General features: G+C 62.2%; 25 protein-coding genes. 9 read left to right on the forward strand and 16 right to left on the reverse strand.

The genetic code is table 11. The annotated features are described in order from the left end of the window. Positions 1 to 13: 13 nt before the first annotated feature. Together ftsH and rlmE are read right to left on the reverse strand one after the other, a co-directional pair. The gene (gene ftsH, locus ISP15_RS00765; protein WP_404543972.1) at positions 14 to 1,951 is read right to left on the reverse strand and encodes an ATP-dependent zinc metalloprotease FtsH; all 1,938 of its coding nucleotides are present in this window, start codon (positions 1,949 to 1,951) and stop codon (positions 14 to 16) included. Then, positions 1,948 to 2,598, reverse strand: coding sequence for a 23S rRNA (uridine(2552)-2'-O)-methyltransferase RlmE (gene rlmE, locus ISP15_RS00770; protein WP_404543976.1), 651 nt, complete (start codon positions 2,596 to 2,598; stop codon positions 1,948 to 1,950). Before rlmE ends, ftsH begins: the two co-directional genes overlap by 4 nt. A 76-nt stretch (positions 2,599 to 2,674) precedes the next feature. On the opposite strand from rlmE, the gene yhbY reads away from it, so the two are divergent. Then, positions 2,675 to 2,971, forward strand: a complete 297-nt coding sequence (yhbY, locus tag ISP15_RS00775; protein WP_404543978.1) for a ribosome assembly RNA-binding protein YhbY — start codon at positions 2,675 to 2,677, stop codon at positions 2,969 to 2,971. Positions 2,972 to 2,981: 10 nt separating this feature from the next. Beyond that, positions 2,982 to 3,353 (forward strand): Mth938-like domain-containing protein, encoded by a 372-nt coding sequence (locus tag ISP15_RS00780; RefSeq protein WP_404543981.1) that lies wholly within the window; start codon positions 2,982 to 2,984, stop codon positions 3,351 to 3,353. A gap of 58 nt (positions 3,354 to 3,411) precedes the next feature. On the opposite strand, the gene ISP15_RS00785 is transcribed toward ISP15_RS00780, so the two are convergent. The 4 genes from ISP15_RS00785 to surE all read right to left on the reverse strand — a co-directional run bounded on the left by ISP15_RS00785 (position 3,412) and on the right by surE (position 6,505). After that, complete coding sequence (locus ISP15_RS00785) at positions 3,412 to 4,302, reverse strand: peptidoglycan DD-metalloendopeptidase family protein (protein WP_404543983.1); 891 nt, start codon at positions 4,300 to 4,302, stop codon at positions 3,412 to 3,414. Positions 4,303 to 4,408: 106 nt separating this feature from the next. Continuing rightward, a complete protein-coding gene (locus tag ISP15_RS00790; protein WP_404543984.1) occupies positions 4,409 to 5,017 on the reverse strand; it encodes a YqaA family protein in 609 nt (202 codons plus the stop codon). Further along, entirely contained in the window at positions 5,017 to 5,667 is a 651-nt protein-coding gene (locus tag ISP15_RS00795; protein ID WP_404544356.1) for a protein-L-isoaspartate(D-aspartate) O-methyltransferase, read from the reverse strand. The genes ISP15_RS00790 and ISP15_RS00795 overlap by 1 nt, the downstream gene beginning before the upstream one ends. Positions 5,668 to 5,713: 46 nt before the next feature. Continuing rightward, the gene (surE, locus tag ISP15_RS00800) at positions 5,714 to 6,505 is read right to left on the reverse strand and encodes a 5'/3'-nucleotidase SurE (protein WP_404544358.1); all 792 of its coding nucleotides are present in this window, start codon (positions 6,503 to 6,505) and stop codon (positions 5,714 to 5,716) included. A gap of 167 nt (positions 6,506 to 6,672) precedes the next feature. Here surE and ISP15_RS00805 point away from each other — a divergent pair, with 167 nt between their 5' ends. Then, positions 6,673 to 7,218 carry a Smr/MutS family protein gene (locus ISP15_RS00805; RefSeq protein ID WP_404543986.1) on the forward strand — a complete coding sequence of 182 codons (546 nt, stop codon included), beginning with the start codon at positions 6,673 to 6,675 and terminating at the stop codon, positions 7,216 to 7,218. Here ISP15_RS00805 and truD read toward each other — a convergent pair. From truD to cyoA, 9 genes are all read right to left on the reverse strand, one after another. Continuing rightward, positions 7,215 to 8,231 (reverse strand): tRNA pseudouridine(13) synthase TruD, encoded by a 1,017-nt coding sequence (gene truD, locus ISP15_RS00810; RefSeq protein WP_404543988.1) that lies wholly within the window; start codon positions 8,229 to 8,231, stop codon positions 7,215 to 7,217. The two genes, ISP15_RS00805 and truD, sit on opposite strands and share 4 nt — an antisense overlap. Then, on the reverse strand, positions 8,231 to 8,563 hold the full coding sequence (gene ftsB / locus ISP15_RS00815) for a cell division protein FtsB (RefSeq protein WP_404543990.1): 333 nt from the start codon (positions 8,561 to 8,563) through the stop codon (positions 8,231 to 8,233). The genes truD and ftsB overlap by 1 nt, the downstream gene beginning before the upstream one ends. 13 nt (positions 8,564 to 8,576) lie before the next feature. Beyond that, complete coding sequence (gene eno, locus ISP15_RS00820; protein ID WP_404543993.1) at positions 8,577 to 9,875, reverse strand: phosphopyruvate hydratase; 1,299 nt, start codon at positions 9,873 to 9,875, stop codon at positions 8,577 to 8,579. 58 nt (positions 9,876 to 9,933) lie between these two features. Beyond that, complete coding sequence (kdsA, locus tag ISP15_RS00825) at positions 9,934 to 10,767, reverse strand: 3-deoxy-8-phosphooctulonate synthase (protein WP_404543996.1); 834 nt, start codon at positions 10,765 to 10,767, stop codon at positions 9,934 to 9,936. Then, positions 10,764 to 12,434 carry a CTP synthase gene (locus ISP15_RS00830; protein ID WP_404543997.1) on the reverse strand — a complete coding sequence of 557 codons (1,671 nt, stop codon included), beginning with the start codon at positions 12,432 to 12,434 and terminating at the stop codon, positions 10,764 to 10,766. The genes kdsA and ISP15_RS00830 overlap by 4 nt, the downstream gene beginning before the upstream one ends. Before the next feature lie 318 nt (positions 12,435 to 12,752). After that, entirely contained in the window at positions 12,753 to 13,118 is a 366-nt protein-coding gene (cyoD, locus tag ISP15_RS00835; protein WP_404544000.1) for a cytochrome o ubiquinol oxidase subunit IV, read from the reverse strand. Between the two features lies 1 nt (position 13,119). Next, the gene (gene cyoC / locus ISP15_RS00840; protein WP_404544002.1) at positions 13,120 to 13,746 is read right to left on the reverse strand and encodes a cytochrome o ubiquinol oxidase subunit III; all 627 of its coding nucleotides are present in this window, start codon (positions 13,744 to 13,746) and stop codon (positions 13,120 to 13,122) included. Between the two features lie 3 nt (positions 13,747 to 13,749). Further along, positions 13,750 to 15,765: a cytochrome o ubiquinol oxidase subunit I gene (gene cyoB / locus ISP15_RS00845; protein WP_404544005.1), complete on the reverse strand. Its 2,016-nt coding sequence runs from the start codon at positions 15,763 to 15,765 to the stop codon at positions 13,750 to 13,752. A 3-nt stretch (positions 15,766 to 15,768) separates the two neighbouring features. After that, positions 15,769 to 16,698 (reverse strand): ubiquinol oxidase subunit II, encoded by a 930-nt coding sequence (gene cyoA / locus ISP15_RS00850; RefSeq protein ID WP_404544007.1) that lies wholly within the window; start codon positions 16,696 to 16,698, stop codon positions 15,769 to 15,771. 294 nt (positions 16,699 to 16,992) lie between these two features. Between cyoA and ISP15_RS00855 the strand changes: the two genes are divergently transcribed. The 4 genes from ISP15_RS00855 (at position 16,993) to ISP15_RS00870 (ending at position 22,282) form a co-directional block, all read left to right on the forward strand. After that, the gene (locus ISP15_RS00855) at positions 16,993 to 18,792 is read left to right on the forward strand and encodes an aminopeptidase P family protein (protein WP_404544009.1); all 1,800 of its coding nucleotides are present in this window, start codon (positions 16,993 to 16,995) and stop codon (positions 18,790 to 18,792) included. Between the two features lie 156 nt (positions 18,793 to 18,948). Next, positions 18,949 to 20,838 (forward strand): DNA topoisomerase IV subunit B, encoded by a 1,890-nt coding sequence (parE, locus tag ISP15_RS00860; RefSeq protein WP_404544011.1) that lies wholly within the window; start codon positions 18,949 to 18,951, stop codon positions 20,836 to 20,838. 124 nt (positions 20,839 to 20,962) lie between these two features. After that, positions 20,963 to 21,712, forward strand: coding sequence for a hypothetical protein (locus ISP15_RS00865; RefSeq protein ID WP_404544015.1), 750 nt, complete (start codon positions 20,963 to 20,965; stop codon positions 21,710 to 21,712). Between the two features lie 48 nt (positions 21,713 to 21,760). Continuing rightward, positions 21,761 to 22,282, forward strand: coding sequence for a 3-hydroxyanthranilate 3,4-dioxygenase (locus ISP15_RS00870; RefSeq protein ID WP_404544016.1), 522 nt, complete (start codon positions 21,761 to 21,763; stop codon positions 22,280 to 22,282). On the opposite strand, the gene ISP15_RS00875 is transcribed toward ISP15_RS00870, so the two are convergent. After that, positions 22,273 to 22,809: an NUDIX hydrolase gene (locus tag ISP15_RS00875; RefSeq protein ID WP_404544018.1), complete on the reverse strand. Its 537-nt coding sequence runs from the start codon at positions 22,807 to 22,809 to the stop codon at positions 22,273 to 22,275. The two genes, ISP15_RS00870 and ISP15_RS00875, sit on opposite strands and share 10 nt — an antisense overlap. 255 nt (positions 22,810 to 23,064) lie before the next feature. Between ISP15_RS00875 and ISP15_RS00880 the strand changes: the two genes are divergently transcribed. Then, positions 23,065 to 24,042, forward strand: coding sequence for a transporter (locus ISP15_RS00880; RefSeq protein WP_404544021.1), 978 nt, complete (start codon positions 23,065 to 23,067; stop codon positions 24,040 to 24,042). A 214-nt stretch (positions 24,043 to 24,256) separates the two neighbouring features. Beyond that, positions 24,257 to 25,768, forward strand: coding sequence for an amino acid permease (locus tag ISP15_RS00885; protein WP_404544023.1), 1,512 nt, complete (start codon positions 24,257 to 24,259; stop codon positions 25,766 to 25,768). The last annotated feature ends 36 nt before the right edge of the window (positions 25,769 to 25,804 follow it).

The following is a 25,804-nucleotide window of genomic DNA, read 5'->3' on the forward strand; positions in this document are numbered from 1 at the left end:
ATCCGAGAGCGTTTCAAATCCGGCTTTGCGTCGCCGGATCTCCCACCTTGGCGCCGGCATCACCACGTGGCGGCGGCGGCGGTACCGATGAACCAGGCGATGAAGTCTTGGACCAGTCCGCAGGAGGACCTGGAACACGACCGGACATGATGTCGTCGATCTGTCGTGCGTCGATGGTCTCATACTGCAGCAAGGCGTCCGCCATGACATGCAGCTTGTCGATGTTGTCGGTCAGCAATTGCTTGCTGCGCGCATACGCGCGATCGAGGATTTCGCGTACCACTTCATCGATCTTGCGCGCTGTCTCGTTGGAAACGTTCTTATGCTGCGTCACCGAGCGGCCCAGGAACACCTCGTCCTCTTCCTCGCCGTAAGTGACCGGACCCAGTTCGTCGGAAAGACCCCACTTGGTCGCCATGTTGCGGGCCATCTTGGTGGCACGCTCGATGTCGTTCGAAGCACCGGTGGTGACCTTGTCGTTCCCGAAGATCAGCTCTTCCGCCACGCGACCGCCATATAGCGAACACAGCTGCGATTCGATCGCCAGCTTGTTCATGCTGTACTTGTCGCCCTCCGGCAAATACATGGTCACGCCCAACGCCCGGCCGCGCGGAATGATGGTCACCTTGTAGACCGGATCGTGCTCGGGCACGAGACGGCCGACAATGGCATGGCCAGCCTCATGGTATGCGGTGAGCTTTTTCTCGTCCTCGCTCATCGCCATCGAGCGGCGCTCGGTGCCCATCAAGATCTTGTCGCGTGCCTTGTCCATGTGCGTCATACGCACTTCGCGGGCGTTTTCGCGCGCGGCAAACAAGGCCGCCTCGTTGACAAGATTGGCAAGGTCGGCGCCGGAGAACCCCGGCGTGCCGCGCGCGATCACCATGGCGTCCACATCGCTGGCGGTCGGCACTTTGCGCAGATGCACTTTCAGGATCTGCTCGCGGCCCTTCACGTCCGGCAAGCCGACCACCACCTGGCGGTCGAATCGTCCCGGGCGCAACAGCGCGGGGTCGAGCACGTCCGGACGGTTGGTGGCAGCGATGACAATGATGCCCTCGGTACCTTCGAAACCATCCATCTCGACCAGCAGCTGGTTGAGCGTCTGCTCGCGTTCGTCATGACCGCCGCCGAGACCTGCGCCGCGATGACGACCCACCGCATCGATTTCGTCGATGAAGATGATGCACGGCGCATGTTTCTTGGCCTGGTCGAACATGTCGCGCACGCGCGAGGCGCCCACGCCGACGAACATTTCGACGAAGTCGGAACCGGAAATCGAGAAGAACGGCACTTTGGCTTCGCCGGCGATCGCCTTGGCGAGCAGCGTCTTGCCGGTGCCGGGCGGGCCGACCATCAGCACGCCGCGCGGTATCTTGCCACCCAGGCGTTGGAACTTGCCGGGATCGCGCAGGAACTCGACCAGTTCGCCGACTTCTTCCTTCGCTTCGTCGCAGCCGGCGACATCGCTGAAATTGACCTTGACCTGATCCTCGCCCTGCAGCTTGGCACGCGAGCGACCGAAGCTCATCGCGCCGCGCCCGCCGCCGCCCTGCTGCATCTGGCGCATGAACCAGATGAACACGCCCACGATAAGGATCACCGGCAGCCAGTTCACCAGCAGGCCGATCAGCGAGAAGCCGGTACCGGAATCCTGGGTGACCGTGACATTCTTATCTTGCATCTGCTTGACCACCGAACTGGTGGAGAAGCCGAGCACCGGTGCGACCGTGCGGTAATTGCTGCCGTCCTTCAGCTTGCCGCTGATGGTGGCCGGATTTTCGGCGCTGATCGTGGCGGTAGCGACATTGCCGCTATCCACGCTCTGCACGAAGCTGCTGTATGGCAGGTCCGAAGAGGCGCCACCGTGCGGGTTGAAGCTCTGGAATACGGTGATCAGGACCACTGCGATCACCAGCCAGAGCAACAGAGTTTTCCATGTTTCGTTCATGCGCGGTTCTCGCCAGTTGGCCGGCCGCCAGGTCTGAACCCGGTAGCCAGCGCATATACCTCACGCGAACGCGCGCGTGAGGCCTTAGGTTTACGCATACTTACGCGCGCGAACTCCGCACGCAAGCTGCGCAGGTAATCGTCGAAGCCTGTTCCCTGAAACAGCTTGATTAGAAACGCTCCGCCCGGTTTGAGCCAGTGCCTGCCGAAATCAAGCGCCAGTTCCGCCAGATCCATGGCACGGATCTGGTCGGCCAGTGCTACACCACTCATATTGGGGGCCATGTCCGACAGCACAAGATCGAGCTTCTGGCCACCCAGCCGCGACTCCAGCGCCCTCAGAACGCTTTCTTCACGAAAATCACCCTGCATGACATCGACCCCGGCGATGCCCTGCATCGGCAGGATATCCAAAGCCACGACCGTGCCGTTATCGCCCAGCCGCTGCCGGACCAGCTGCGACCAGCCGCCGGGGGCTGCACCAAGGTCCACCACGCGCATGCCGGGCTTCAGCAAGTGGTCCCGCTCGATCAATTCTTCGAGCTTGAACACCGCGCGCGACCGCAAGCCCTCGGCCTGGGCTTTTTTGACGTAGACGTCATCGAAATGCTCCCGCAGCCAGCGGGAACTGCTCTTGCTGCGAGGCATGGTCGGCAACGGCGGGGAACAGGGGGGACCATGATACCCTTTAAGGTCCACTCGTCGCGAATCCGAGACTGAACGCATGGCCATTTCCCCTTCGCAGCGGCGCTACCTGCGCAGCCTCGCCCACGACCTCCACCCGGTAATCCTGCTGGGCGCCAAGGGCGCGACCGAAGCGGTGGTGAAGGAACTGGACCTTGCGCTGTCGCACCACGAGCTGGTGAAGGTGAAGCTCTCCGGTGGCGACAAGGAAGAGCGCGAAGCGCAGATCGACACGCTGATCAACGGCACCCGTGCCGAGAACGTGCAGCAGATCGGCCATGTCGTGGTGCTGTTCCGGCGCAACGAAGACGATCCCCGGCTTGCCCTGCCGCGCTGAGGAACACACTATGGATCTTTCGCTGGACCGGCCTGGCGATTACCTGTTCGTTCGTCGGGTCACCGCTAGCGCCATCACAGTCGTGGACCGTGAGCTGACCGCCAGCTTCCTGCTTGCGCCAGAACGCGCGGTGCAAAACTGGCCGGTCACCAGCGCGCTTGCCCTGGACGAGAACCATGTCGAAAGCATCCTGGCATTGAAGCCGGAACTGGTGCTGCTCGGCACCGGCGTGCGCCAGCAATTTCCGGCAGCCGCTTTCATGGCCGGTTTTCTACGTCGCGGCATCGGTATTGAAGTGATGGACAACGCGGCGGCCGCGCGCACCTATGACCTGCTTGCCGCCGAAGGAAGACGGGTGGTCGTCGCATTTATCCTTCCATGAAGGCGGCCTTGAAGCGCAACCGCGCCATGCCCTGCTTTCGGACAACCTGTTCCCGCGCCTACTTCGCCGGCAAATAGTCCAGCGGGTCGACGGGACTGCCGTCCTTGCGGATCTGGAACTCCAGTTCGTCGCGCGAACTGCCACTCGAACCCATCTCGGCGATCCTCTGCCCGGCCTTGACCTGCTGCCCTTCGGTGACGAGACGTTTGCGGTTGTGGCCGTATGCGGACAGGAAGCTGTCGTTGTGCTTGATGATGACCAGCTCACCGTAACCTACCAGGCCATTGCCGCTGTAGACCACCACGCCATCGGCAGCCGCCACGACCGGGTCGCCTTCCTTGCCCGCGATATCGATACCGGGTATGGCGGCATTGCTTTGGAAACGTCCCACGACCGTGCCAGCAGCCGGCCATCGCCACTTGATGCCGCCTGCTGCCCGCGTAGCACCGCTGGCGATGGCAGGGGCAACCGCGGGAGCAGCCGCAGCAGGCGCCGGAGTGGCGGACGCTGGCGGCTGGCCGGCGGTTGTCGACGCGGGAACTGCGGTTGCAATCGCGGCCGTTGAACTTGCGTGAGCAGGAGCCTGCGGCGGCGCCTTGGCTGCAACCGTCGTTGCTTCCTCTGGCTGGAATACCGGTGCCGAAGGCATCGGCGGTGGCGGCGAAGACGATGGCGATGCCTTGGCGACCGAGGACGGCGGCGCATGCCGGGAAAGCTGACCGTGCCCCGGCAGCTTCAGTACTTGCCCCGGCCAGATCGTATAAGGCGCGGCGATGGCGTTTAGCCGGGCAACTTCGCGAAAATCCGTGCCATTGCGAAACGCAATGGAGTAAAGCGTGTCACCTTTCGCGACCGTGTACGTGCCAACCACATTACCGGTCTGCGCAACGCGCGAACCACCGGGTTCACCAGGCGGTTGTTGCACTACGACCGTGCTGCAGCCGGCCATGAGCAATGCCATAGAGATAGTCGCGGACCATCGCATTAATCCATTCATGCCATTGAGCATAACGGGGTCGCGGCGAGTTTTCATACGGGTGGCCAAATGCCAATCGTCAATGCTTCAGTATCCACCATGCCGCAAGCGCAGCCAGCACCGCCAGCGCCGCCCATCCGATCCACTCGATGTGCTTGTGCAGGATCCGCTCGGCGCGCTCGCCGAACAGGCGGATCAACAATGCGAGCAGCCACACGCGCTTGCCCCGGCCTAACAGGACGCACGCCAGGAACGGCAGCACCGGTACCCCGACGATACCGGCGGCCCAGGTCACGAACTTCATCGGCACAACCGGTTGCAGCGCCGCGAGGGTCAGCACCAGCAGCAGCTCTAACCAGTGCCGGTTCATTTCGTTGCGCAGGTTCTCGACGCCTCGCTCGATCTGCTCGTACAGATGCAGCGACTGCAGCACCGGCGTAAGCGCATGAAAGGCCCAATGGCCCAGGGCGTAGCCGACCAGCGAGCCCAGCAGCGAAAACAGCAGGCTGATGTTGGCGTAGAAGAAAGCGCGGTGCCGCTTGCCCAGCATCATCGGCGCCAACATCACCTCCGGCATGACCGGAAAGATGAAGGCTTCGACGAAGCTCAGGCCGCACAGGTAATAGATTGCCCTGGGATCGCGCGCCCACACCAGGACACGCGCATAAAGTCGCCCGAACAGGCGCATCAGCCGATGCCACCGAGCAGGGGAACAAAACTCACCGCCGCCAACTCTTCCTGCACGAAATCTCCTTGGCCGTCGCCGCGCATGCGGATCAGGGTTTGACTGCTGGGGGAGCCGACCGGCGCGACCAGCACGCCATCGGGACTCAACTGATCGAGCACCTGGTGGGGAATCGCATCACCGGCCGCGGTAAGGATGATGGCGTCGAACGGCGCTTCGGCCGCCCAGCCAAGCTTGCCGTCATCGTGGCGCGAACGGATGTTGTCGATCCCTAGCTGGCGAAAGCGCCGGCGGGCCTGGCGCAGCAGTTCCTCGATCCGTTCGACCGTATAGACCTGCGGCACCAGCCGGGCCAGCACCACCGCCTGGTAACCTGAGCCGGTACCGATTTCCAGGACTTTCCGGGGCCGCCCGGATTTGGCGTCGAAGGGTTCGAGCAACGCCTCGGTCATGCGTGCCACCACCCACGGTTGGGAAATGGTTTGCCCATGGCCGATCGGCAACGCGGTGTTTTCGTAGGCGCGCGAATGCAGGGCCTGGTCGATGAAATGATGGCGAGGCAGATGGCGGATGACATCGATCACGCGCTGGTCGTGGATGCCCTCCTCTTTCAACTTGACGGCGAGCCGGTCGCGAGCGCGCTGCGAGGTCATGCCCTCGCCCTTCAATGCGGATGGCGGCAATGGATGCACGTTCACCTCACGCGGCCTTGCCGTCGGTGTTGTCGCCCATGCCATCGGTCAGGGCACGCACCCAGGTGCTGACTTTTTCCAGCGCCTGGAAACGGGTGAGGTCGACATGGATGGGCGTGACCGAAATATAGCCGCGCCGCACGGCGTGGAAATCGGTACCCGGGCCGGCATCATCCACGTCACCGGCCGGGCCGATCCACCAGATGGTCTTGCCGCGCGGATCGGTCTGCCTGATGCAAGGCGCCGAGCGGTGCCGCTTGCCCAGGCGGGTGACTTCGAAACCCTGGATCTCACCCCATGGGCGATCCGGCACGTTGACATTGAGGATGGTATCGGCCGGCAACGGATCAACCAGCAGGCGCTCCATCAAAGACAGCACCGCTTTGGCCGCCGACTCGTAGTGTTCGCCCTTGTGGTCTTGGCTGACCAGCGACACCGCAATCGCCGGCAAGCCGAGGAAACGACCTTCCATCGCTGCCGAAACGGTACCCGAATAAATCACATCGTCGCCGAGGTTGGCGGAATTGTTGATGCCTGACACGACAATGTCCGGCTCGTAGTCCAGCATGCCGGCCAGCGCCAGGTGCACGCAATCGGTGGGCGTGCCGGCCACGCGGTAATAACCTTTGTCCATGCGCAGGGCGCGGATCGGGGCATCGAGAGTGAGCGAATTGCTGGCGCCGGAGCGATCCCGGTCCGGGGCCACCACCGTCACCTGGCCGACCGCGCCAAGGCGTTCGGCGAGTACGCGGATGCCCGGAGCATCCACGCCGTCGTCGTTGCTTACCAGAACTCGCATCATGATCCGTTCAAACCGATTGCAGGCGTGCGGCTGCCGCTATCGCACGCGCCCTGAATCCATGGAGTCTAACCGAGCCAAGCACAGGTTTCACCGCCGCACTGCGTCTGTGCTTACGCGCGCAGGACCCTCGCTGCGGCAGTATGTCATTGGTTAGGATGAAAGCCATGAAACGCCACAAGCCCGCCACCGTCAATGAAGAGGACAGCCGCCTGTTCCGCGATGCGATCGGCACTGTGCGCCGGCTCGATCCCGTGGCGCCGCCCCCTGCGACGGCAAAACCTGAGCCACATCCACACATGCTGGAAGCCGACGAAGCCGCCGTTCCCGGCGAGTTGCTGAATATGGCTTTCGATCCGGCCCTGCTGGAAATCGGCGAGGAACTCAGCTACCTGCGCGACGGTTATCCGCCCAAGCTGCTGCGCCAACTCAAACGTGGTCAATTCAGCGTGCAGGACGACATCGACCTGCACCAGATGAATGCCGCGGCGGCACAAGCCACGATTGCGCTCTTCCTCGCCCAGGCGGCCGAACGGGGCCTGCATTGTGTACGTATCGTGCACGGCAAAGGCTTGCGTTCGAAAGCGTCTGGTCCGGTGTTGAAAGTACTCACGGATCGTCTGCTGCGCCGGCGTGACGATGTCGTTGCATTTGCTTCGGCGCGACCGATGCAGGGTGGCACCGGCGCAGTAGTGGTACTGCTTAAAGGCTAGGCCAGCAATTCGCGCGCCACTACCGTGGCGTATGCACCGGCCGGCAGTTCGAAACCAAGCTCCAGCGTTTCCCCATCGAGCCAGCGCCAGCGCAAGTTTTTCGGTAGCAGACGTAATGGCCGGCGTTCCTGTTCCATGCGTGCAGCGGCAAGGCCGAGGGCCAAATCGTCGTATGCAGCGGCGACCTCATGCTCCAGCTCGCCAGCCGCCGACGCTGTCGGTGGCTCGCCTTGTCCCCACAGGGGGCCCGATGGATGGATGTCGCCTTGCGCCAAACGTGCGGCCAGCGTGGCGTCGAACGGCTCCGGCCCGAACCAGGAACGCGAGCCGGCCAATGACCAGATCTCGCCTTCCAGCGGTTTGTCCCAGGCATCCTTTTCGACCCGGGCAGCCAGCACGGCATTGAAGATCTGCGACCGCGCTGCCGAAAGCAGGATCGATCGCTTGTCGCGATCCACGCGCCGACCCGCAAACATTGCACGCGCCTGCGCTACGTTGCCGCCTTCGCGGCCGAAACGCTGTTCACCGAAATAATTAGGCACGCCACGGGTGGCGATCGCCTGCAGGGTTGCTTCGGCGCGGGCCGGATCGCCTTGCGCGTCCCGCAATACCAATACGAATCGATTGCCGCGCAACGCTCCCCGCTTCAGCTTGCGTTTGTGCCGCGTGCTCGCCAGCACTTTGATTTCGGCATGCGGAAATGTGCTCCAGTCCGGGTCCGCCTTGCCTGCCAACTGCACCGTGAAAGCCTGGCGCGTCACAGCATGGCGATCCTTCAGGCCGGCATAACCAACGTTTAGCGGCGGCACTCCCGCAAAGCGCGCCAGTTCGCGGGCAACCCAGTCGGTATTGGCACCGCGTTTTTCCACCCATAGCAAAGCATGTTCGCCTTCGCCATCGGCGTCATAGCCAAGGATTTCTTCAACCAGGAAATCCTCGGGCGTGCGGCGCAGTTCGGCCGTCAGGGGCGGCGCGCCGTAGGCACGGGGCAATTCGGATTCGGTCGAGGTCATCAATGGCTCGTGCTCGTGCCGGAAGCCGCCGGCGCAGTGGCGCTGGCGGCATTCGCCGGCTGTTCGACCACCTGGTAGAAAGTCTCGCCTTGCTTGATCAGGCCCAATTCGCTGCGCGCGCGCGCCTCGACCGCCTGTTCGCCATGCTTGAGGTCATTGACGTCCGCAGCCAGCGCCTGGTTGCGCTGGGTAAGCTTGTCGTTCTCATCGCTCTGTTTCTTGACGGCAACGCGCAAGCTGGTCACTTCGGCCATGCCGCCGTGATTGGACCACAGTTCGAACTGCAGTCCGATCAATAGGAGCAGCAGGATCAAGGCGACCCAACGCAACATGGGCGGCTTTACCTCAACCGGGCAAGTGAGTCAGGCTTGGAAACGCATGGCGCCCGGCATAACGCGCGGCGGCGCCCAACTGCTCCTCGATGCGCAGCAACTGGTTGTACTTGGCCACGCGGTCGGTGCGGCACAGCGAACCGGTCTTGATCTGGGTAGCCGTGGTGGCGACGGCGATGTCGGAAATGGTGGTGTCCTCGGTTTCGCCCGAACGATGCGACACAATCGCTGCGTACTTGGCGGCGTCAGCCATGGCAATGGCTTCCAGCGTTTCGGACAGGGTGCCGATCTGGTTCACCTTGATCAGGATCGCATTGGCAATTTTCTTGTCGATCGCCTCGCGGAAGATCTTGGGGTTGGTGACGAAGATATCGTCGCCGACCAGTTGCACCTTGTTGCCGATCTTGTCGGTCAGCAGCTTCCAGCCGTCCCAGTCGCCTTCGGCCATGCCGTCCTCGATGGTCACGATCGGATACTGCTGTGCCCAGCTGGCCAGCAGATCGACGAACTGATCCGGGGCATAGGCCTTGCCTTCGCCTTCCAGGTCGTACTTGCCGTCCTTGAAGAATTCGGAGCTGGCGACGTCGAGACCGAGCAGGATCTCGCTGCCGACCTTGTAACCGCTTTTGGTCACCGCTTCGAGGATGGTGTCCAGCGCCTCGATATTGGAGCGCAGGTTCGGCGCGAAACCGCCTTCATCGCCCACCGCGGTGTTCAGCCCCTTGCCTTTGAGCACGCTCTTGAGCGCATGGAAGATTTCGGTACCGGCACGCAGCGCTTCGGCAAAGTTCGGCAGGCCCACCGGCAATACCATGAATTCCTGCACGTCGACATTATTGTCGGCATGGGCGCCGCCGTTGATGATATTCATCATCGGCACCGGCAGCGCACCCGGCTTGCCGTCGGAAAGATACTTCCACAGCGGCTCGCCGCGTGACGCAGCCACCGCATGGGCGGCGGCCATGGAGACGCCGAGCAGCGCGTTCGCACCCAGCCGGCCTTTGTTCGGCGTGCCATCCAGCTCAATCAATTTGGCATCGATACCCTGCTGGTCGGCCGCATCGAAACCTTTCAGTGCGGCGGCGATTTCGCCGTTGACGTTGGCCACCGCCTTTTTCACGCCCTTGCCCAGATAGCGCGTCTTGTCGCCATCGCGCAGCTCCACCGCTTCGCGCGTACCGGTCGACGCACCGCTCGGCACCGCGGCGCGGCCGAATGCGCCGTCAACCAGCGTGACCTCCGCTTCAAGCGTGGGATTGCCGCGGGAATCGAGAATTTCACGGGCATGGATGCGGGTGATTTGGGTGCTCATGTCCAATCCAGTTCAAGGGTGGAGAAAAGGGAACGCCACACGTTACACGCGCAGCAGGTCAGACGGCGTGTTCGAGGAAACCGTGGCGCTTGGTCACGGCGTCCAGCTCGAGCAAGGTGTGCAGCAACGCTTCCATCTTGCCAAGCGGCCACGCATTGGGTCCGTCGCTCAGTGCCTTGGACGGGTCCGGATGCGTTTCGGCAAACAGGCCCGCCACACCGACAGCCACTGCCGCGCGCGCCAGCACCGGCACGAATTCGCGCTGGCCGCCCGAACTGGCACCCTGCCCGCCCGGCAACTGCACCGAATGGGTCGCATCGAACACCACCGGGCAGCCCGTGTCGCGCATCACGCTCAACGAACGCATATCCGATACGAGGTTGTTGTAACCGAAGCTCGCACCACGCTCGCAGACCATGATGGCATCGTTGCCGGCCGCTTTGGCCTTGGCGACCACGTGCTTCATATCCCATGGTGCGAGGAACTGGCCTTTCTTGATATTCACCGGTTTGCCGGCACGGGCCACGTTCTGGATGAAATTGGTCTGGCGGCAGAGGAAGGCCGGTGTCTGCAGCACATCCACCACCGCCGCCACTTCGTTCATCGGCGTGTATTCATGCACATCGGTGAGCAACGGCACATCCAGTTGGCGCTTCACTTCAGACAGGATGCGCAGGCCTTCTTCCATGCCTAGGCCGCGAAAGCTGTCGCCCGAGGAACGATTGGCCTTGTCGAAGCTGGATTTGAAAATGAAAGGAATGCCGAGCTTGCCGGTGATTTCTTTCAATTTGCCAGCGGTATCGATCTGCAACTGCTCGGATTCAACGACGCACGGGCCGGCAATCAAAAACAGCGGCTTGTCCAGGCCGACTTCGAAACCGCACAGCTTCATGCCACCGACTCCTGCGCCAGCTTGTGGCCATCGCGTACCGCCTTGAACTCGCGCGCGGCCCGCACGAAACCGATGAACAGCGGATGGCCATCGCGCGGCGTGGAGGTGAACTCCGGGTGCGCCTGGCAGCCAAGGAACCAAGGATGCTGCTGCAGCGGCAGCTCGACGATTTCTACCAGCAAGTCGTCCATCGACTTGCCGGAAATCACCATGCCCAGGTCTTCGAACGACTGACGATAGCGATTATTGAATTCGTAGCGATGGCGATGGCGCTCGCGCACGATGTCCTGGCCGTACAGCCGGCGGGCCAGCGTGCCAGCCTTGAGCCGGCACTCCTGCGCACCCAGGCGCATGGTGCCGCCGAGGTCCGAACGCTCACTGCGCTGCTCGACTTCGCCGGCTGCGGTCGTCCATTCGGTGATCAGCGCGATGACCGGGTTGGGAGTATGGCGATCATTCTCGCTGGAATCGGCATCGGTCAGGCCCGCCACGTTACGGGCGAAGTCGACCACCGCCGCGTGCATGCCGTAGCAGATGCCGAAATACGGCACGCCATGTTCGCGCGCATATTTCGAGGCCAGGATCTTGCCCTCGAAACCGCGCTTGCCGAAGCCGCCCGGAACCAGGATCGCATCGACCCCGCCCAATACCTTGGCCGCGCCTTCGGCCTCGATCTGCTCCGAGTCGATCCATTGCAGGTTCACCCGCGCCTGCTGCTTGATGCCGCCGTGGCGCAGCGCCTCGCCCAACGATTTGTAGGCATCCTTGTGCTCGACGTATTTGCCGACGATGGCGACCGTAATCTCGTCCCTGGGATGCTCGACCGCATCCACCGTGCGCTGCCAGCCCGAGAGATCGGCCGGCTTGGCGTCCAGGCCCAGCTTCTTCACGACGATGGTGTCCAGGCCCTGCTGGTGCAGCCACAGGGGCTGCTTATAGATGATGTCCACATCGGCCGCGCTGATCACCGCATGCTCGGGTACGTTGGTGAACAGGGCAATCTTGCGGCGCTCGCCGTCCGGCAGTGGCTGCTCGCAACGGCACAACAGGATGTCGGGCTGGATACCGATGGAGCGCAGTTCCTTCACGGAATGCTGGGTCGGCTTGGTCTTGATCTCGCCGGCAGCCTTGATGAACGGCACCAGGGTCAGGTGCATGAACAGGCACTTTTCGGGACCGTGCTCGATTCGCAACTGGCGGATGGCCTCCAGGAACGGCAAGGATTCGATATCGCCCACCGTGCCGCCGATCTCGACCAGGGCCACGTCGAAACCGCGCGTCGCCTCATGGATGCAATGCTTGATCTCATCGGTAATGTGCGGAATGACCTGAACGGTCGCACCCAGGTAGTCGCCGCGACGCTCCTTGCGGATGACCGACTCGTAGATCTTGCCCGTGGTGATGGAGTTCTTGCCGGTAAGGCGCGTGTGGACGAAGCGCTCGTAATGGCCCAGGTCCAGGTCGGTTTCCGCGCCGTCGTCGGTCACGTAGACCTCGCCATGCTGGAAGGGACTCATGGTGCCCGGATCCACATTGATGTAGGGATCGAGCTTCATCATGGTGACCGAGAGGCCGCGAGCCTCGAGAATGGACGCAAGCGACGCCGCCGCGATGCCCTTGCCAAGCGAGGACACCACACCGCCAGTGACGAAAATCAGGGGGGTCATGGAAAGCAGCCGGTGCTGGAAATGAGCATTTTAGCGGGAGATCGTTCCTGCCGCGAGATGCTTGCCGGGAATTAGCCAAAAATTTCCTGCCGGCACCGGCAATGAAGAGCCGGCACGCTTAGCGATGCAGCGGTTTCCTGGCCGTTGGCGCACCCTCACGCTGGCCCTGGCCCGTAGCCAGTCCTGGCTCGATAGGATAGGCGCCGTTCGCTTCTGCGCCCCATCCGATTTTCGTTCGCATAAATAAAAAGCCTCTCCTTGGGAGAGGCTCGCGTAACACCGAGCTTGCGCATCTTTCAGTTGCGCAAGCAGGCCCGATCAGTCGGCACCGCTCAGCGGCAGCGGATGCATCATGTTCACGTTCATATTGTGCAGCACCCACAGGGAGCCCACCACCACGATAGCGATGATCAATATCGTGAAGACGCCGATCGTCAGGTTCTCGCGCTGCTCCGGCGCCGTACCCATGTGCAGGAAGAACACCAGTTGCACCAGCAACTGCACCACACAGAACAGCACGATACCCGGCACCACCAGATGCTGCGGCACCGCGCCGCTCATCACGCAGCCGAACGACAGGAACGTGAGGATGAGGGAGAGCGCGAATCCGAGCAGGTAGGACTTCAAGCTGCCGTGCGCGTCGTGCTTGTGCGCCACCTGGGCGTGGCCATGTTGGCTCGACATTTCAGAGCACTCCCATCAGGTAGACAAAACTGAACACGCATATCCAGACCAGGTCCAGGAAGTGCCAGAACAAGCTCAGGCAGGATAGGCGACGCTGGACTACGTCGGTCAGGCCGAAGCGACCCACCATGTGCATCATCACCGCGATCCAGATCAGGCCGCAGGTCACGTGCAGGCCATGCGTACCCACCAGGGTGAAATATGCCGACAGGAACGCGCTGCGATCCGGACCGGCCCCTTCGACCAGCACGAGGTGGGCGAATTCATGGATTTCCATGGCCACGAAGCCCGCGCCGAACAGGAACGTGACGAACAGCCAGCCGATCACCTTGTTGCGGCGACCGGCATGCAGGTTCAGCATCGCCAGGCCAAAGGTGAAGCTGCTGACCAGCAGCAGCATGGTTTCGCCCAGCACGTACTTGAGGTCGAACAGCTCCTTGCCGCCCGGGCCGCCCGCAGTGGCGTGGGAAAGCACGGCGAAGGTGGCGAACAGGCCCGAGAAGATCAGGCAGTCGCTCATCAGGTAGATCCAGAACCCGAGCAGGGTCTTGGAGCCATCGTCGTGATGCTCGTGATCGACGCCATGCGCGATCACGTCGTGATTGGCGGTAATAGTGGAACTGGTCATGACTTAAGCCACCTTCTGGCCGGCCGCTGCCGGATCCACGGTTTCGATCAGCTTGTGCAGCGGCACCAGGCGAGCGCGCTCGATCTTCTCGACCTCGGCGCCGGGCACGTAGTAGTCCACATCCGTGTCGTAGGCGCGGACGATGAACGAGGCCACCATGCCGACCAAGCCGGCCATCGCCAGCCACCAGATATGCCACACCAGCGCAAAACCCAGCGCCGTGCCGAAGGCGCCCATGAACACACCTACCCCGGTATTGCGCGGCATATGGATATCCGCATAGTGCGCGTGACGGCGGTAGGCACGCTTGTGTTCCTTGTCGGCCCAGAACTGGTCCAGTTCCTCGACCTGCGGCAGCACGGCGAAATTGTAGAACGGCGGCGGCGAACTGGTTTCCCATTCGAGCGTGCGGCCGCCCCACGGATCGCCGGTCAGGTCGCGGTTAGCGGCACGATTGCGCACGCTCACGGCGATCTGCAGGATGGTGAAGCCAATGCCGGCCATGATAATCACCGCACCGACCAGGGCCACGATCAGGTAAGGCTGCCATTCCGGATTGGCGTAGTGGTTCATGCGTCGCGTCATGCCCTTGAGGCCGAGGATATACAGCGGCATGAAGGCGACATAGAAACCGACCAGCCAGCACCAGAACGAGTAACGCCCGAAGCGTTCTTCCAGCTTGAAGCCGAATGCCTTCGGCCACCAGTAGTTCATGGCAGCCAGGCAACCAAACACCACGCCGCCGATGATCATGTTATGGAAGTGCGCGATCAGGAACAGGCTGTTGTGCAGCACGAAGTCGGCACCCGGCACGGCCAGCAGCACGCCGGTCATGCCGCCGATGGTGAAGGTGATCATGAAGCCGAGCGTCCACAGCACCGGCACGGTGAAACGCACGCGGCCGCGGTACATGGTGAACAGCCAGTTGAACAGCTTCACGCCGGTGGGCACCGAGATGATCATCGTCATGATGCCGAAGAAGCCGTTGACGTCGGCGCCCGAGCCCATGGTGAAGAAGTGATGCAGCCATACCAGGAACGACAGCACGCCGATCGTCGCGGTGGCATACACCATCGACTTGTAGCCGAACAGCGGCTTGCCGGAAAACGTGGCGATGATTTCCGAGAATGCACCGAAGCACGGCAGTACCAGGATGTAAACCTCGGGATGGCCCCAGACCCAGATCAGGTTCACGTACATCATGGCGTTGCCGCCAAAGTCGTTCGTGAAGAAATGCATGCCCAGGTAACGGTCGGCACCCAGCAAAGCCAGCGTGACGGTCAGGATCGGGAATGCGGCGACGATCAGGATGTTGGTGACCAGCGCGGTCCAGGTGAACACCGGCATCTTCATCAGCGTCATGCCCGGCGTGCGCATGCGCAGGATGGTCACGACGAAGTTGATGCCGCTAAGCGTCGTACCCAGGCCGGATAGCTGCAACGACCATATGTAGTAATCGACGCCTACCGATGGACTGTATTTGAGCTCCGACAGCGGCGGATAGGCCAGCCAGCCGGCGGTCGAATAGTCGCCGATGAACATCGACAACATGATCAGCACCACGCCGCCGACCGTCAGCCAGAAGCTCAGCGAGTTCAGGAATGGATAGGCGACGTCGCGCGCGCCGATCTGCAGCGGCACCACCAGGTTCATCAGGCCCACGATGAACGGCATCGCCATGAAGAAGATCATGATGTCGCCGTGCGCGGAGAAAATCTGGTCGTAGTGATGAGGCGGCAGATAGCCGGCCGCATCGGCGGAGGCGATCGCCTGCTGCGAACGCATCATGATGGCGTCGGCAAAGCCGCGCAGCAGCATGACCAGCGCCACGATGATGTACATCACACCAATACGCTTATGGTCGACCGTGGTGAACCATTCGTTCCACAGGTAGCCCCACTTGCGCGTATAGGTAAGCGTGCCGAGCAGCGCCAGGCCCACGATGGACACCACCAGCAGCGTACCCATGATGATCGGCTGATCGAACGGGATCGCCGACAGGGAAAGTTTTCCGAACATGGCCTACTCCGCAGCCTTGGCGTGATCGTAATGCGCAGGCTCGACGCTCGCTTGCGCGGGCGACTTCGAGCCGATGGCATCCATCGACATATCGCCCATGTATTGATGGATGATGGTGGTGAACAGTCCCGGCGTGACCGTCGCGTAGTACGACACCGGGCTCTTCTCGCTCGGCTGCGCCAAGGCGTGGTAGCTCTGCGCATCCAGGCTGGTCGAGGAAGCCCTGGCCTGCTTGATCCACGCTGCGAAACCCTGTTGCGAGGTCGCGACGGCGTCGAAGTGCATATCGGAGAAGCCGGCGCCGCTGTAATTCGACGACAGGCCGGCAAAGGTGCCTGGCTCGTTCGCGATCAGGTTGAGCTGCGTCTCCATGCCCGCCATGGCGTAGATCTGGCTGCCGAGCTGCGGGATGAAGAAAGCATTCATCACCGAATCGGAAGTGATCTCGAACTTCACCGGCACGTCGGTCGGGAACGCGATCTCATTGACGCTGGCCACCCCGTATTGCGGGTAGATGAAGAGCCATTTCCAATCCAGCGACACGGCCTGGATCACCAGCGGCTTCACCTTCGAATCCAGCGGCTTGTACGGATCGAGCGTGTGCGAAGTCCGCCACGTGATCGCGCCGAGGATGGCGATGATGATGCACGGGATGGTCCACACCACGGCTTCGATCGCCGTCGAGTGCGACCATTTCGGTACATAGGTGGCCTTGGCATTGGAGGCACGATAGCGCCACGCAAAGACCACGGTCATGACGATGACCGGAATCACGACGAGCAACATCAAGCCCAGGGCGACCAGGATCAGAGACTTTTCCTGCATGCCCACATCGCCCTTCGGCGACAGGACTTCCAAGTTGCAACCGCCGAGAAACACGGCGAAGCCTGCGCACGACCAGCGCAAGGCGGAGACGAGGGAACGCTTGTTCACGAACGACTCTTAGGACGGCTAATGGGGATTGCCGTGGGGACGGCCTGCATAGGATATCGCGCTGCAGCAAGTCGTGACTAGTCCGAGACATAATGCCGCGCCGTAACCGCATCCCTGCATAACAGATCAAACGCATGGATCGCCAGGCAGAAACGCCGCCATGCGCACCGTTATCCGCCAGGGATGGGCGAGCGCTATTTTCGGCCTTGTCCGCATCCGGCGCGCTTGCCCCCTTGGCGCCCAAGCTGCTCGCTCCTCACCCCACAAGCCGCCGCGCTTCGTTACCATGCGCCGATGAGTACACCGATTCCCGCCCGCATTGCCGCCCTGCGCGACACCATGGCCAGGCATGGCATCGCCGCCTGTCTTGTTCCTTCGGCCGATCCGCACCTCTCCGAATACCTGCCCGCTCATTGGCAGGCGCGCGAATGGCTGTCCGGCTTCGACGGTTCGGCCGGCACCTTGCTGGTCACGGCCAGCGAGGCTGGCCTGTGGACCGACTCGCGCTACTTCTCCCAGGCCGAACAACAGCTTGCCGGCAGCGGTATCGCCTTGATGAAGCAGCGGGTTGCGCATGCGCCCGAGCACTTGAGCTGGCTGCAACAGCACCTGCACCAGGGCGATCGCGTTGCAGTGGCCGGCGACAGCGTATCGGTCGCTACGCAACGCCAGATCGAGCGCTTGCTGAGCACGGTCGGCGCTTCCTTGCGCGTGGATCTGGACCTGCCCGGCGCCATCTGGCCGGAACGGCCCGCGCTTCCTCACGCCCCGGTGCGCGAGCACGCCCTGGCCTACGCCGGCACGTCGCGCGCGGAAAAATTCGAGAAGCTGCGTCATGCACTGCGCAAGCAGCAGGCCACCCATCACCTGGTTTCCAGCCTGGACGACATCGCCTGGCTGACCAATCTGCGCGGCAGCGATGTCGAGTGCAATCCGGTGTTTCTCGCCCACCTGCTGATCGAGACGTCCGGGCACGCCACCTTGTTCGTCGATCGCGACAAACTCAGCGATGGCCTGGTCGCGGCGCTTGCCAGCGACGGCATTCGCCTTGCGGGCTACGCCACCCTGGGCGAAACCCTCGGCGAGCTGGGCATCGGCGATAGCCTGCTGTTCGATCCGGGCCGCGTGGTCAGCGCCGTGCTGAAGGCGGTCGGTAAGGACGTGACGCGAATCGAAGGCCCGAATCCTTCCACGGCCTTCAAGGCCTGCAAGAGCAAGGCCGAACTGACGCACATCCGCGAGGTGATGCGCCGGGATGGTGCCGCGCTGGTGCGCGCCTTCCGCCGATTGGAAGAGCGGATCGCCGCCGGCATGACCCAGACCGAACTGGATGTCGATACCTTGCTGCGCGAGGAGCGTTCGGCCCAGCCCGATTTCGTCGGCGAAAGTTTCGCCACCATCGCCGGCTACCTGGAGAACGGTGCGTTGCCGCACTACCGCGCCACCCCGAAAGCGCACAACACCTTGCAACGCCATGGCTTGCTGTTGGTGGATTCGGGCGGCCAGTACCTGGGAGGCACGACCGATATCACCCGTGTACTCGCCCTGGGGCCGACTACTTCCGAACAGCGCCGCGATGCCACGATGGTGATGAAGGGCATGATTGCGCTGTCGCGCGCACGCTTTCCCAAAGGCGCCAGCGGGCCGCAACTGGATGCGCTGGCGCGTGCGCCGCTGTGGGCTTGCGGCATGGATTACGGCCATGGCACCGGTCACGGCGTGGGCTACTTCCTCAACGTGCACGAAGGTCCGCAAAGTATTCGTCCACCGGTTGCCGGCGGCGCGCTCGTACCGTTGGAACCGGGCATGATCAGCTCGATCGAACCGGGCTTGTACAAACCGGCGCGCCATGGCATCCGGCACGAGAACCTTGCCGTGGTGGTCGAGGCTGACCGGACGGAATTCGGTGAATTCTACGCTTTCGAGACCCTTACCCTCTGCCCGTTCGATCGACGCGCGCTGGAACCGGGCCTGTTGAATCCGGAAGAGCGAGCGTGGCTGGACGACTATCATGCTTCGGTGCGCGCGGCGCTTGCGCCGCTGCTGGAGGACGCGGACCTGGCGTGGCTGGAGAAGCATTGCGCGCCTTTATAGAGCGCGCACGCTTGCGCGGCGCAAATGGAAAGACACCGCCACCAAGGCATGGATGGCCTGCTGTTACCGCACTATCCGGCAACCCTTGACCAAGCACTCCGCCACAAACCATCCTCCCGCGCTTAATCCACCCCAATCCCTGGCATCCGCCCACCCATGAGCAGTCGCTATAACGCCGCCGATATCGAAGTCCTCTCTGGCCTTGACCCGGTCAAGCGCCGGCCGGGCATGTACACCGACACCACGCGCCCGAACCATCTGGCGCAGGAAGTGGTCGACAACTCCGTCGATGAAGCGCTGGCCGGCCATGCCAAGTCGATCGAGGTGATCGTGCATACCGACGGCTCGGTGGAAGTCACCGACGATGGCCGCGGCATGCCGGTGGATATCCATCCGGAAGAAGGCATCCCGGGCGTGGAGCTGATCCTTACCCGGCTGCACGCGGGCGGCAAGTTCTCCGGCAAGAACTACAACTTTTCCGGCGGCCTGCACGGCGTAGGCGTGTCGGTCGTGAATGCATTGTCGACCAGGGTGGAAGTGACCATCCGTCGCGATGGCAACGAATACCGCATGGCGTTCGAACACGGCGACCGCGCCAGCCCGCTGGAGACCATCGGTTCGGTACCGAAGAAAAAAACCGGCACTACCGTGCGTTTCTGGGCCGACCCGAAGTACTTCGACTCGCCCAAGATATCGCTCTCCAAGCTGAAGCACCTGCTGCGCGCCAAGGCCGTGCTGTGCGCGGGGCTTAGCGTCAAGCTCACCGACGAGGCCAGCGGCGAGGTCAGCGAGTGGTATTACGAAGACGGCCTGCGCGATTATCTGCGTGGCGAACTCGACGGCGCCGAATGCCTGCCGGCCGACTTGTTCGTGCATCACGTCGCACGCGACACCGAAGGGCTGGACGTCGCCCTGACCTGGCTGCCGGAGGGCGAACTGGTACAGGAAAGCTACGTCAACCTGATTCCCACCGTGCAGGGCGGCACGCACGTCAACGGCCTGCGTACTGGGCTGACCAATGCCGTGCGCGAGTTCTGCGATATCCGCAACCTGTTGCCACGTGGCGTGAAGCTGGCACCAGAAGATGTTTGGGAACGGCTGGCCTTCGTGCTCTCGGCCAAACTGCAGGATCCGCAATTCGCCGGCCAGACCAAGGAACGTCTCTCTTCGCGCAACGCGGCCGCGCTGGTGGAAGGCGTGGCGCATGACGCTTTCAGCCTGTGGCTCAATCAACATGTGGACCTGGGCGAACGCATCGCGCAATTGGCGATCGAGCGGGCCAGCGCACGACTGAAAGCCGCCAAGCAGGTGGTGCGCAAGAAGATCACCCAGGGCCCCGCCCTGCCCGGCAAGCTGGCCGATTGCGCCGCTACCGACCTCACCCGTACCGAGCTGTTCCTGGTCGAAGGCGATTCGGCCGGCGGCAGCGCCAAGCAGGCGCGCGACAAGGACTTCCAGGCGATCCTTCCGCTGCGCGGCAAAATCCTCAACACCTGGGAAGTGGAATCCACGTCGGTGCTGGCTTCGGAAGAGGTGCACAACCTCGCCGTGGCAATCGGCTGCGATCCCGGCAAGGACGACCTGAGCGGCCTGCGCTACGGCAAGGTAGTCATCCTGGCCGACGCCGATTCCGATGGACTGCATATCGCCACCTTGCTCAGCGCGCTCTTCCTGCGCCACTTCCCGGCATTGGTGCGCGAGGGCCACGTATTCGTAGCGATGCCGCCGCTGTTCCGTGTCGACGTCGGTAAACAGGTGTTCTATTGCCTGGACGAAAATGAAAAGGCGGCCATGCTCCAGCGCATCGAACGCGAAAAAATCAAAGGCCAGGTGAGCGTCACCCGCTTCAAGGGCCTTGGCGAGATGAACCCCTCGCAGCTGCGCGAATCCACCATCTATCCGGATACGCGCCGCCTGGTGCAATTAACGGTGGAAGACAACGACGGCACCAACAAGCTGATGGACATGCTGCTTGCCAAGAAGCGCGCCAGCGATCGCAAGAGTTGGCTGGAGGAAAAAGGCGACCTCGCCACGCTTGAAGTCTGAGTCGTTTAGCAGCTTTCGCCTTCATCGATTGGAGCCAAGGCCGAACGCCACTGCTGACATACTATTCGCGATACACGCGCCGCTCCGAGCGGCGCTTTTTTTGCGTAGGAACAGAGCGTTCAGTATGAAGGCATATGGATGGCCATTCCTGTTGCTGGCAATGGTGGCCGCTGCAGGCTGCAAACCCACGCCCCCGGTCAACGGACACATCGTGCCCGAGGCTGGTCTCACCAAAGGCCAGTTAATCCAGTCCGATTCCAATCGAATGGCGAACCTGGAAATACGCGACAACCTCAATGCGCTGTATTTGCTCATGGACAAGCTCTACCAACGCAATCCATCCGAATGGAAAAAGGGAGCCGCAAGCCGCGAGGCCGCCGAAGCACACGTGCGCCATGCGGTCGACAACCACCTGCCGTTGCCTGGCCTGCAAGAGCGCGATACCAAAGCCGTGCAACTGGCCTTTGACGCCGCTTTCAAGGGCGACCGCGTCGGCACGCTTATCTATGGCCTCGGCGACATGTTGCTGACCGCCCATGGCGGCAAGCGTAATCTCTACCTGCTCGACGGACTCGATGCCCAGCGGGTCTATAACGCCGCGCGCAACCTGGAAATCGCGGCATGGCTGCTGGCGCAGCGCAAAGCTGCCAACGGACAACCCTTGCTGCTCTCTAACGCCATGGCGGGCGACGTGCAGAATCTCAGCTTCGAGCGCCTGTTCGGATCCATGATCGGACGCACGGACCTGGTGGCGGAATTCACCGCGGAAAAATACCGACGCTCGGTCATCGATTACGGGCAAAGTTTCTTCGGCGGCCAATTCCTGCAATTCCTGCCGGTCGGCGAGATCTCCAGCGCCGCGTCTTCCCTGTAACGCGGCATCGGCGCTATGGTGACGGCCTGCCTCCATCGGATCTGCCGCATGTCCTTGCTGCCGCCCTTCGATCTCCAGCGCTGGATCGACGAACACCGTCACCTGCTCAAGCCGCCCGTCGGCAACAAGTGCATCGTCGATGGCGACTTCATCATCATGATCGTCGGCGGCCCGAATGCACGCACCGACTATCATCACGACGAAGGCCCGGAGTTCTTCTACCAGATCGAAGGCGAGATGGTGCTGAAGGTGCAAGATGACGGGGCCGCTCGCGACATTCCGATCCGTGCCGGCGAAATCTTCTACCTGCCGCCGCGCGTGCCGCATTCGCCGCAGCGCATGCCCGATTCGATTGGCCTGGTCATCGAGCGGCGCCGGCTCGCCCACGAACAAGACGGCCTGCTGTGGTTCTGCGAGAAGTGCAACCACAAGCTATACGAAGAATATTTCACTCTGCAAAGCATCGAAGCCGATTTCCCGCCGGTGTTCGACCGCTTCTATGCCTCGCGCGAGAAACGCACCTGCGCCGCCTGTGGCCACCTCAATCCCGCGCCGGCCCGCTACGGCTGAGTGCGCGCCAGCCATTTGCGCGCCATGCGGCGCAGCGAATCATCGGTAGCGCTGGCGTCGGCCAGGTCGCGGACCGGCACCCAGGCCAAGTCCAGCGATTCATCGCCCACCACGAACGCCTCGTCCTGGCCTGCGCGAACGACATAACGCACATCGTAGTGCCAATGTCCCGGCTCGTTGCCACGTTCCGGAATCCAGTGCCGGTCCACATCGAAGATGCCAGGTTCGACCATCAGCCCGGCCAGCCCCGACTCTTCGTGCGCTTCACGTAGCGCGACCGCCGCCAGATCGCTATCGCCATCCGCATGGCCGCCCAACTGAAGCCAGCGGTTCAACTTGCGGTGGTGGGTAAGCAACACCCGTTCCCCATCTTTACTGACGAGCCACGCGGATCCAGTGAAATGTCCGGCTTCATGCTCGCGATCGAATGGCCGCGCGGCCTCGGCAAGAAAGCCGAGGCAGGCCTGCGCATGACTATCACCGGGATGGCGCTGCGCATAGTGGTGTAATGATGTATGCAGGTCCACAAGCAACTCCTTTTATGTAACGCAAGATTTGCAAACACGCAGCGTGGCGAAAAAATCGTACACCGGCTATTCGATAGCGCTAATTCTCCATAGATCGTTTAGATCACTGAAAAAGTCCAAAGCGCATGATGACAGCCGCAAGGCTTTTGAGATTTTTACGATAGATCAGCTTCAGGGCAATCATTAGCTTGAGTCGTGCACGTCGGCTTGCGTTATCCGGGCCGACGCCTCTCCCCATCACGACAAGGCGCGCCCATGACACGCTCAAACCGAAAACTCGGTGCCCTCGCCTGCCTGCTTGCTCCTCTATTGTGGTGCACTCAGGTCGCGGCAACGGACACCATCGCCAATTTTACCGGACCGCTGCTCACGCCCAATCCGATGACCGTTCCCCAGGGCACGCTCGTGGTCGAGCCCTATCTGATGTACTACAAGAGCGACGATGCCTATAACGAGCAGGGCGATCGCCATGCCAAAGCCACCGGCGTGCGCCAGTGGCAGACGCTGGTGCCGGTGTTCTACGGCATAACCGACCGCTTCCAGTTGCAGGCCAGTTTCGGCGCGGCGCACGCCATGTCCGGCGGCTCGCACACCGATGGCTGGGGCTCGACCGATACGACGATCGGCGCGCAGTACCTGCTTTTATCGCCAGGGGAAGACGGCAAGAAGCCGGCGGTATCGCTGAATTATTCGCATCGTTTCCCAACCGGCGCCTACGACCAGCTCGACGAAAACCCGCTCAACGCCACCGGCAACGGCGCGAACGTCGATACGTTCTCGCTGATGCTGCAGCAATATGTCTGGCTGCCCAATGGTCGCCCGTTGCGCTTCCGTGCCGTCGCTTCCTATAGCCTGCCGCCGAGCCGCGTCGAGGTAAAAGGCTTGAGCGCCTACGGCACGCCGCAGGATTTCCGCGGCGGCGTTCGACTGGGCAACGCGCTCGGCATTTCCACCTCGGTCGAATACAGCATCAATCCGCAATGGGTACTGGCGATGGATCTTGCCTACAACCGTGCCTCGGCATCGCAACTCAAGGGTCTGCAGGGCCACGGCAATGCAGCCATGCCGTTCGCGCGACGCGACGCTTCGCATGACGTCTATAGTCTCGCGCCTGCAGTGGAATACAACTTCAACGACCGCTTCGGCCTGATCGGTGGCGTGCAATTCAGTTTTGCCGGACGCAACAACGATGCGTTCATCACGCCAATGGCTGCTTTCAACATGGTTTTCTAAGACGCACCGCGACGAAAAAACCATTCGATGCAAGTGCCATCCGGCTTCGAATGAAAAGGTGCCGGATCCATTCACGGATCCGGCCAGCCTAACCGCAATGCAGCTTGTACCGTCGCCCTCCGCTGGGCTATGGTTCGCCGATACCTCGGCTCGTCGCGCTCATTTCGTCGCGCTCTCGATGAGCGGGGCATCTGTTCTTTACGGGGAGCACTCAATGCTATTCAAACGCGTAAAACCCATCGACCAGATCATTGCGACGGCCGAGAAAAAAAGCCTCAAACGGCAACTCGGCGCGCTGCAACTCACCCTGATGGGCGTTGGCGCGATTATCGGTACCGGCATTTTCGTATTGACTGCCGAAGCAGGCCAGAAGGCCGGCCCCGGCATGATGGTCGCCTTCGTGATCGCCGCCGTCGTTTGCGCGCTCGCTGCGTTGTCATACGCCGAACTGGCATCCATGGTGCCGGTCGCCGGTTCGGCCTATACCTATACCTATGGCGTGCTCGGCGAAGGCGTCGCCTGGATCGTCGGGTGGGCGCTGGTGCTCGAATATGCCATTGCCTCCGGCACGGTGGCGGTCGGTTGGTCCGGCTATATGAATGGCCTGCTGATGCATAGCGACCTGTTCGGCCTGGTCTCGCCCGGCGCGCTCGCGCTTCCTGAATTCCTGCGCACGGGTCCTTGGGATGGCGGCACGTTCAACCTGCTGGCCTTCCTGATCTCGCTCGTCGTCATGCTTTTGCTGGTCATCGGGACTTCGAAATCCGCCAAGGTCAACGCCGTACTCGTAGCGATCAAGATCGTCGCGCTGTCTGTATTCGTCATCCTCGCCATCCCGGCGGTGAAGAGCTCGAACTTCCAGCCGTTCCTGCCTAACGGCTGGGGCAGTCCGCTGGGCGGCATCGGCGTGCTCGGCGCAGCCGCATCCATCTTCTTCGCGTATGTGGGTTTCGATGCCGTGTCGACTGCCGCGGAGGAAACCAAGAATCCCAACCGCAACATACCGATCGGCCTGATCGGTTCGCTGGCGGTGTGCACTGTCTTCTATCTGCTGGTTGGCTACGGCGCGGTCGGCTCGGTCGGCTCGCAACCGATGATGGGACCGGGTGGCATCGCCTTCCAGCCAGGAACGCCGGAAATGGCAGCCGCATGCAAGCACTCCGCAGCGCTGGTATGCAGCAAGGAACCGCTGGCGCATGTATTGCGCACGCTTGGCTTTGAAAAGATCGGCAATCTGGTCGGCCTGGCCGCAGTGCTGGCATTGCCCTCGGTGATCCTGGTGATGATGTATGGCCAGACCCGCATCTTCTTCACCATGTCGCGCGATGGCCTGCTCCCGGGCAGGCTGTCCAGGCTGCATCCCACCTTCCACACGCCGCACATCCTGACCATCATCACCGGCATTGCCGTATCCCTTTTCGCGGCACTATTCCCTGTAGGCGTGCTGGCCGACATCACCAATTCCGGCACCCTGTTCGCGTTCATGATGGTGTCGCTCGGCGTGATGGTGCTGCGGGTACGCCAGCCGGATCGCCATCGACCGTTCCGCACGCCTGCCGTATGGGTGATTTGCCCGCTGGCCATCCTTGGCTGCCTGCTTTTGTTCGTGAACCTCGGCGTGCATACCTTGGCACTGTTCTTCGGCTGGGCCATCATCGGCCTGGTGGTGTACGCGCTGTATGGTTATCGCAAAAGCCATCTGGCCAACGGCACAGAACCCGCCTGAGGCCGCTTCGCATCACCGATTGAATCCCGCCCGGCA

This window comes from Dyella jejuensis, from assembly GCF_044904675.1.
Taxonomy (GTDB): Bacteria; Pseudomonadota; Gammaproteobacteria; order Xanthomonadales; family Rhodanobacteraceae; genus Dyella_B; species Dyella_B jejuensis.

Coding starts and splice junctions, on each gene's coding strand:
- ftsH (WP_404543972.1), bottom strand. CDS start 1,951: ATGAACGAAACATGGAAAACTCTGTTGCTCTGGCTGGTGATCGCAGTG.
- rlmE (WP_404543976.1), bottom strand. CDS start 2,598: ATGCCTCGCAGCAAGAGCAGTTCCCGCTGGCTGCGGGAGCATTTCGAT.
- yhbY (WP_404543978.1), top strand. CDS start 2,675: ATGGCCATTTCCCCTTCGCAGCGGCGCTACCTGCGCAGCCTCGCCCAC.
- ISP15_RS00780 (WP_404543981.1), top strand. CDS start 2,982: ATGGATCTTTCGCTGGACCGGCCTGGCGATTACCTGTTCGTTCGTCGG.
- ISP15_RS00785 (WP_404543983.1), bottom strand. CDS start 4,302: ATGGCCGGCTGCAGCACGGTCGTAGTGCAACAACCGCCTGGTGAACCC.
- ISP15_RS00790 (WP_404543984.1), bottom strand. CDS start 5,017: ATGCGCCTGTTCGGGCGACTTTATGCGCGTGTCCTGGTGTGGGCGCGC.
- ISP15_RS00795 (WP_404544356.1), bottom strand. CDS start 5,667: ATGACCTCGCAGCGCGCTCGCGACCGGCTCGCCGTCAAGTTGAAAGAG.
- surE (WP_404544358.1), bottom strand. CDS start 6,505: ATGCGAGTTCTGGTAAGCAACGACGACGGCGTGGATGCTCCGGGCATC.
- ISP15_RS00805 (WP_404543986.1), top strand. CDS start 6,673: ATGAAACGCCACAAGCCCGCCACCGTCAATGAAGAGGACAGCCGCCTG.
- truD (WP_404543988.1), bottom strand. CDS start 8,231: ATGACCTCGACCGAATCCGAATTGCCCCGTGCCTACGGCGCGCCGCCC.
- ftsB (WP_404543990.1), bottom strand. CDS start 8,563: ATGTTGCGTTGGGTCGCCTTGATCCTGCTGCTCCTATTGATCGGACTG.
- eno (WP_404543993.1), bottom strand. CDS start 9,875: ATGAGCACCCAAATCACCCGCATCCATGCCCGTGAAATTCTCGATTCC.
- kdsA (WP_404543996.1), bottom strand. CDS start 10,767: ATGAAGCTGTGCGGTTTCGAAGTCGGCCTGGACAAGCCGCTGTTTTTG.
- ISP15_RS00830 (WP_404543997.1), bottom strand. CDS start 12,434: ATGACCCCCCTGATTTTCGTCACTGGCGGTGTGGTGTCCTCGCTTGGC.
- cyoD (WP_404544000.1), bottom strand. CDS start 13,118: ATGTCGAGCCAACATGGCCACGCCCAGGTGGCGCACAAGCACGACGCG.
- cyoC (WP_404544002.1), bottom strand. CDS start 13,746: ATGACCAGTTCCACTATTACCGCCAATCACGACGTGATCGCGCATGGC.
- cyoB (WP_404544005.1), bottom strand. CDS start 15,765: ATGTTCGGAAAACTTTCCCTGTCGGCGATCCCGTTCGATCAGCCGATC.
- ISP15_RS00855 (WP_404544009.1), top strand. CDS start 16,993: ATGAGTACACCGATTCCCGCCCGCATTGCCGCCCTGCGCGACACCATG.
- parE (WP_404544011.1), top strand. CDS start 18,949: ATGAGCAGTCGCTATAACGCCGCCGATATCGAAGTCCTCTCTGGCCTT.
- ISP15_RS00865 (WP_404544015.1), top strand. CDS start 20,963: ATGAAGGCATATGGATGGCCATTCCTGTTGCTGGCAATGGTGGCCGCT.
- ISP15_RS00870 (WP_404544016.1), top strand. CDS start 21,761: ATGTCCTTGCTGCCGCCCTTCGATCTCCAGCGCTGGATCGACGAACAC.
- ISP15_RS00880 (WP_404544021.1), top strand. CDS start 23,065: ATGACACGCTCAAACCGAAAACTCGGTGCCCTCGCCTGCCTGCTTGCT.
- ISP15_RS00885 (WP_404544023.1), top strand. CDS start 24,257: ATGCTATTCAAACGCGTAAAACCCATCGACCAGATCATTGCGACGGCC.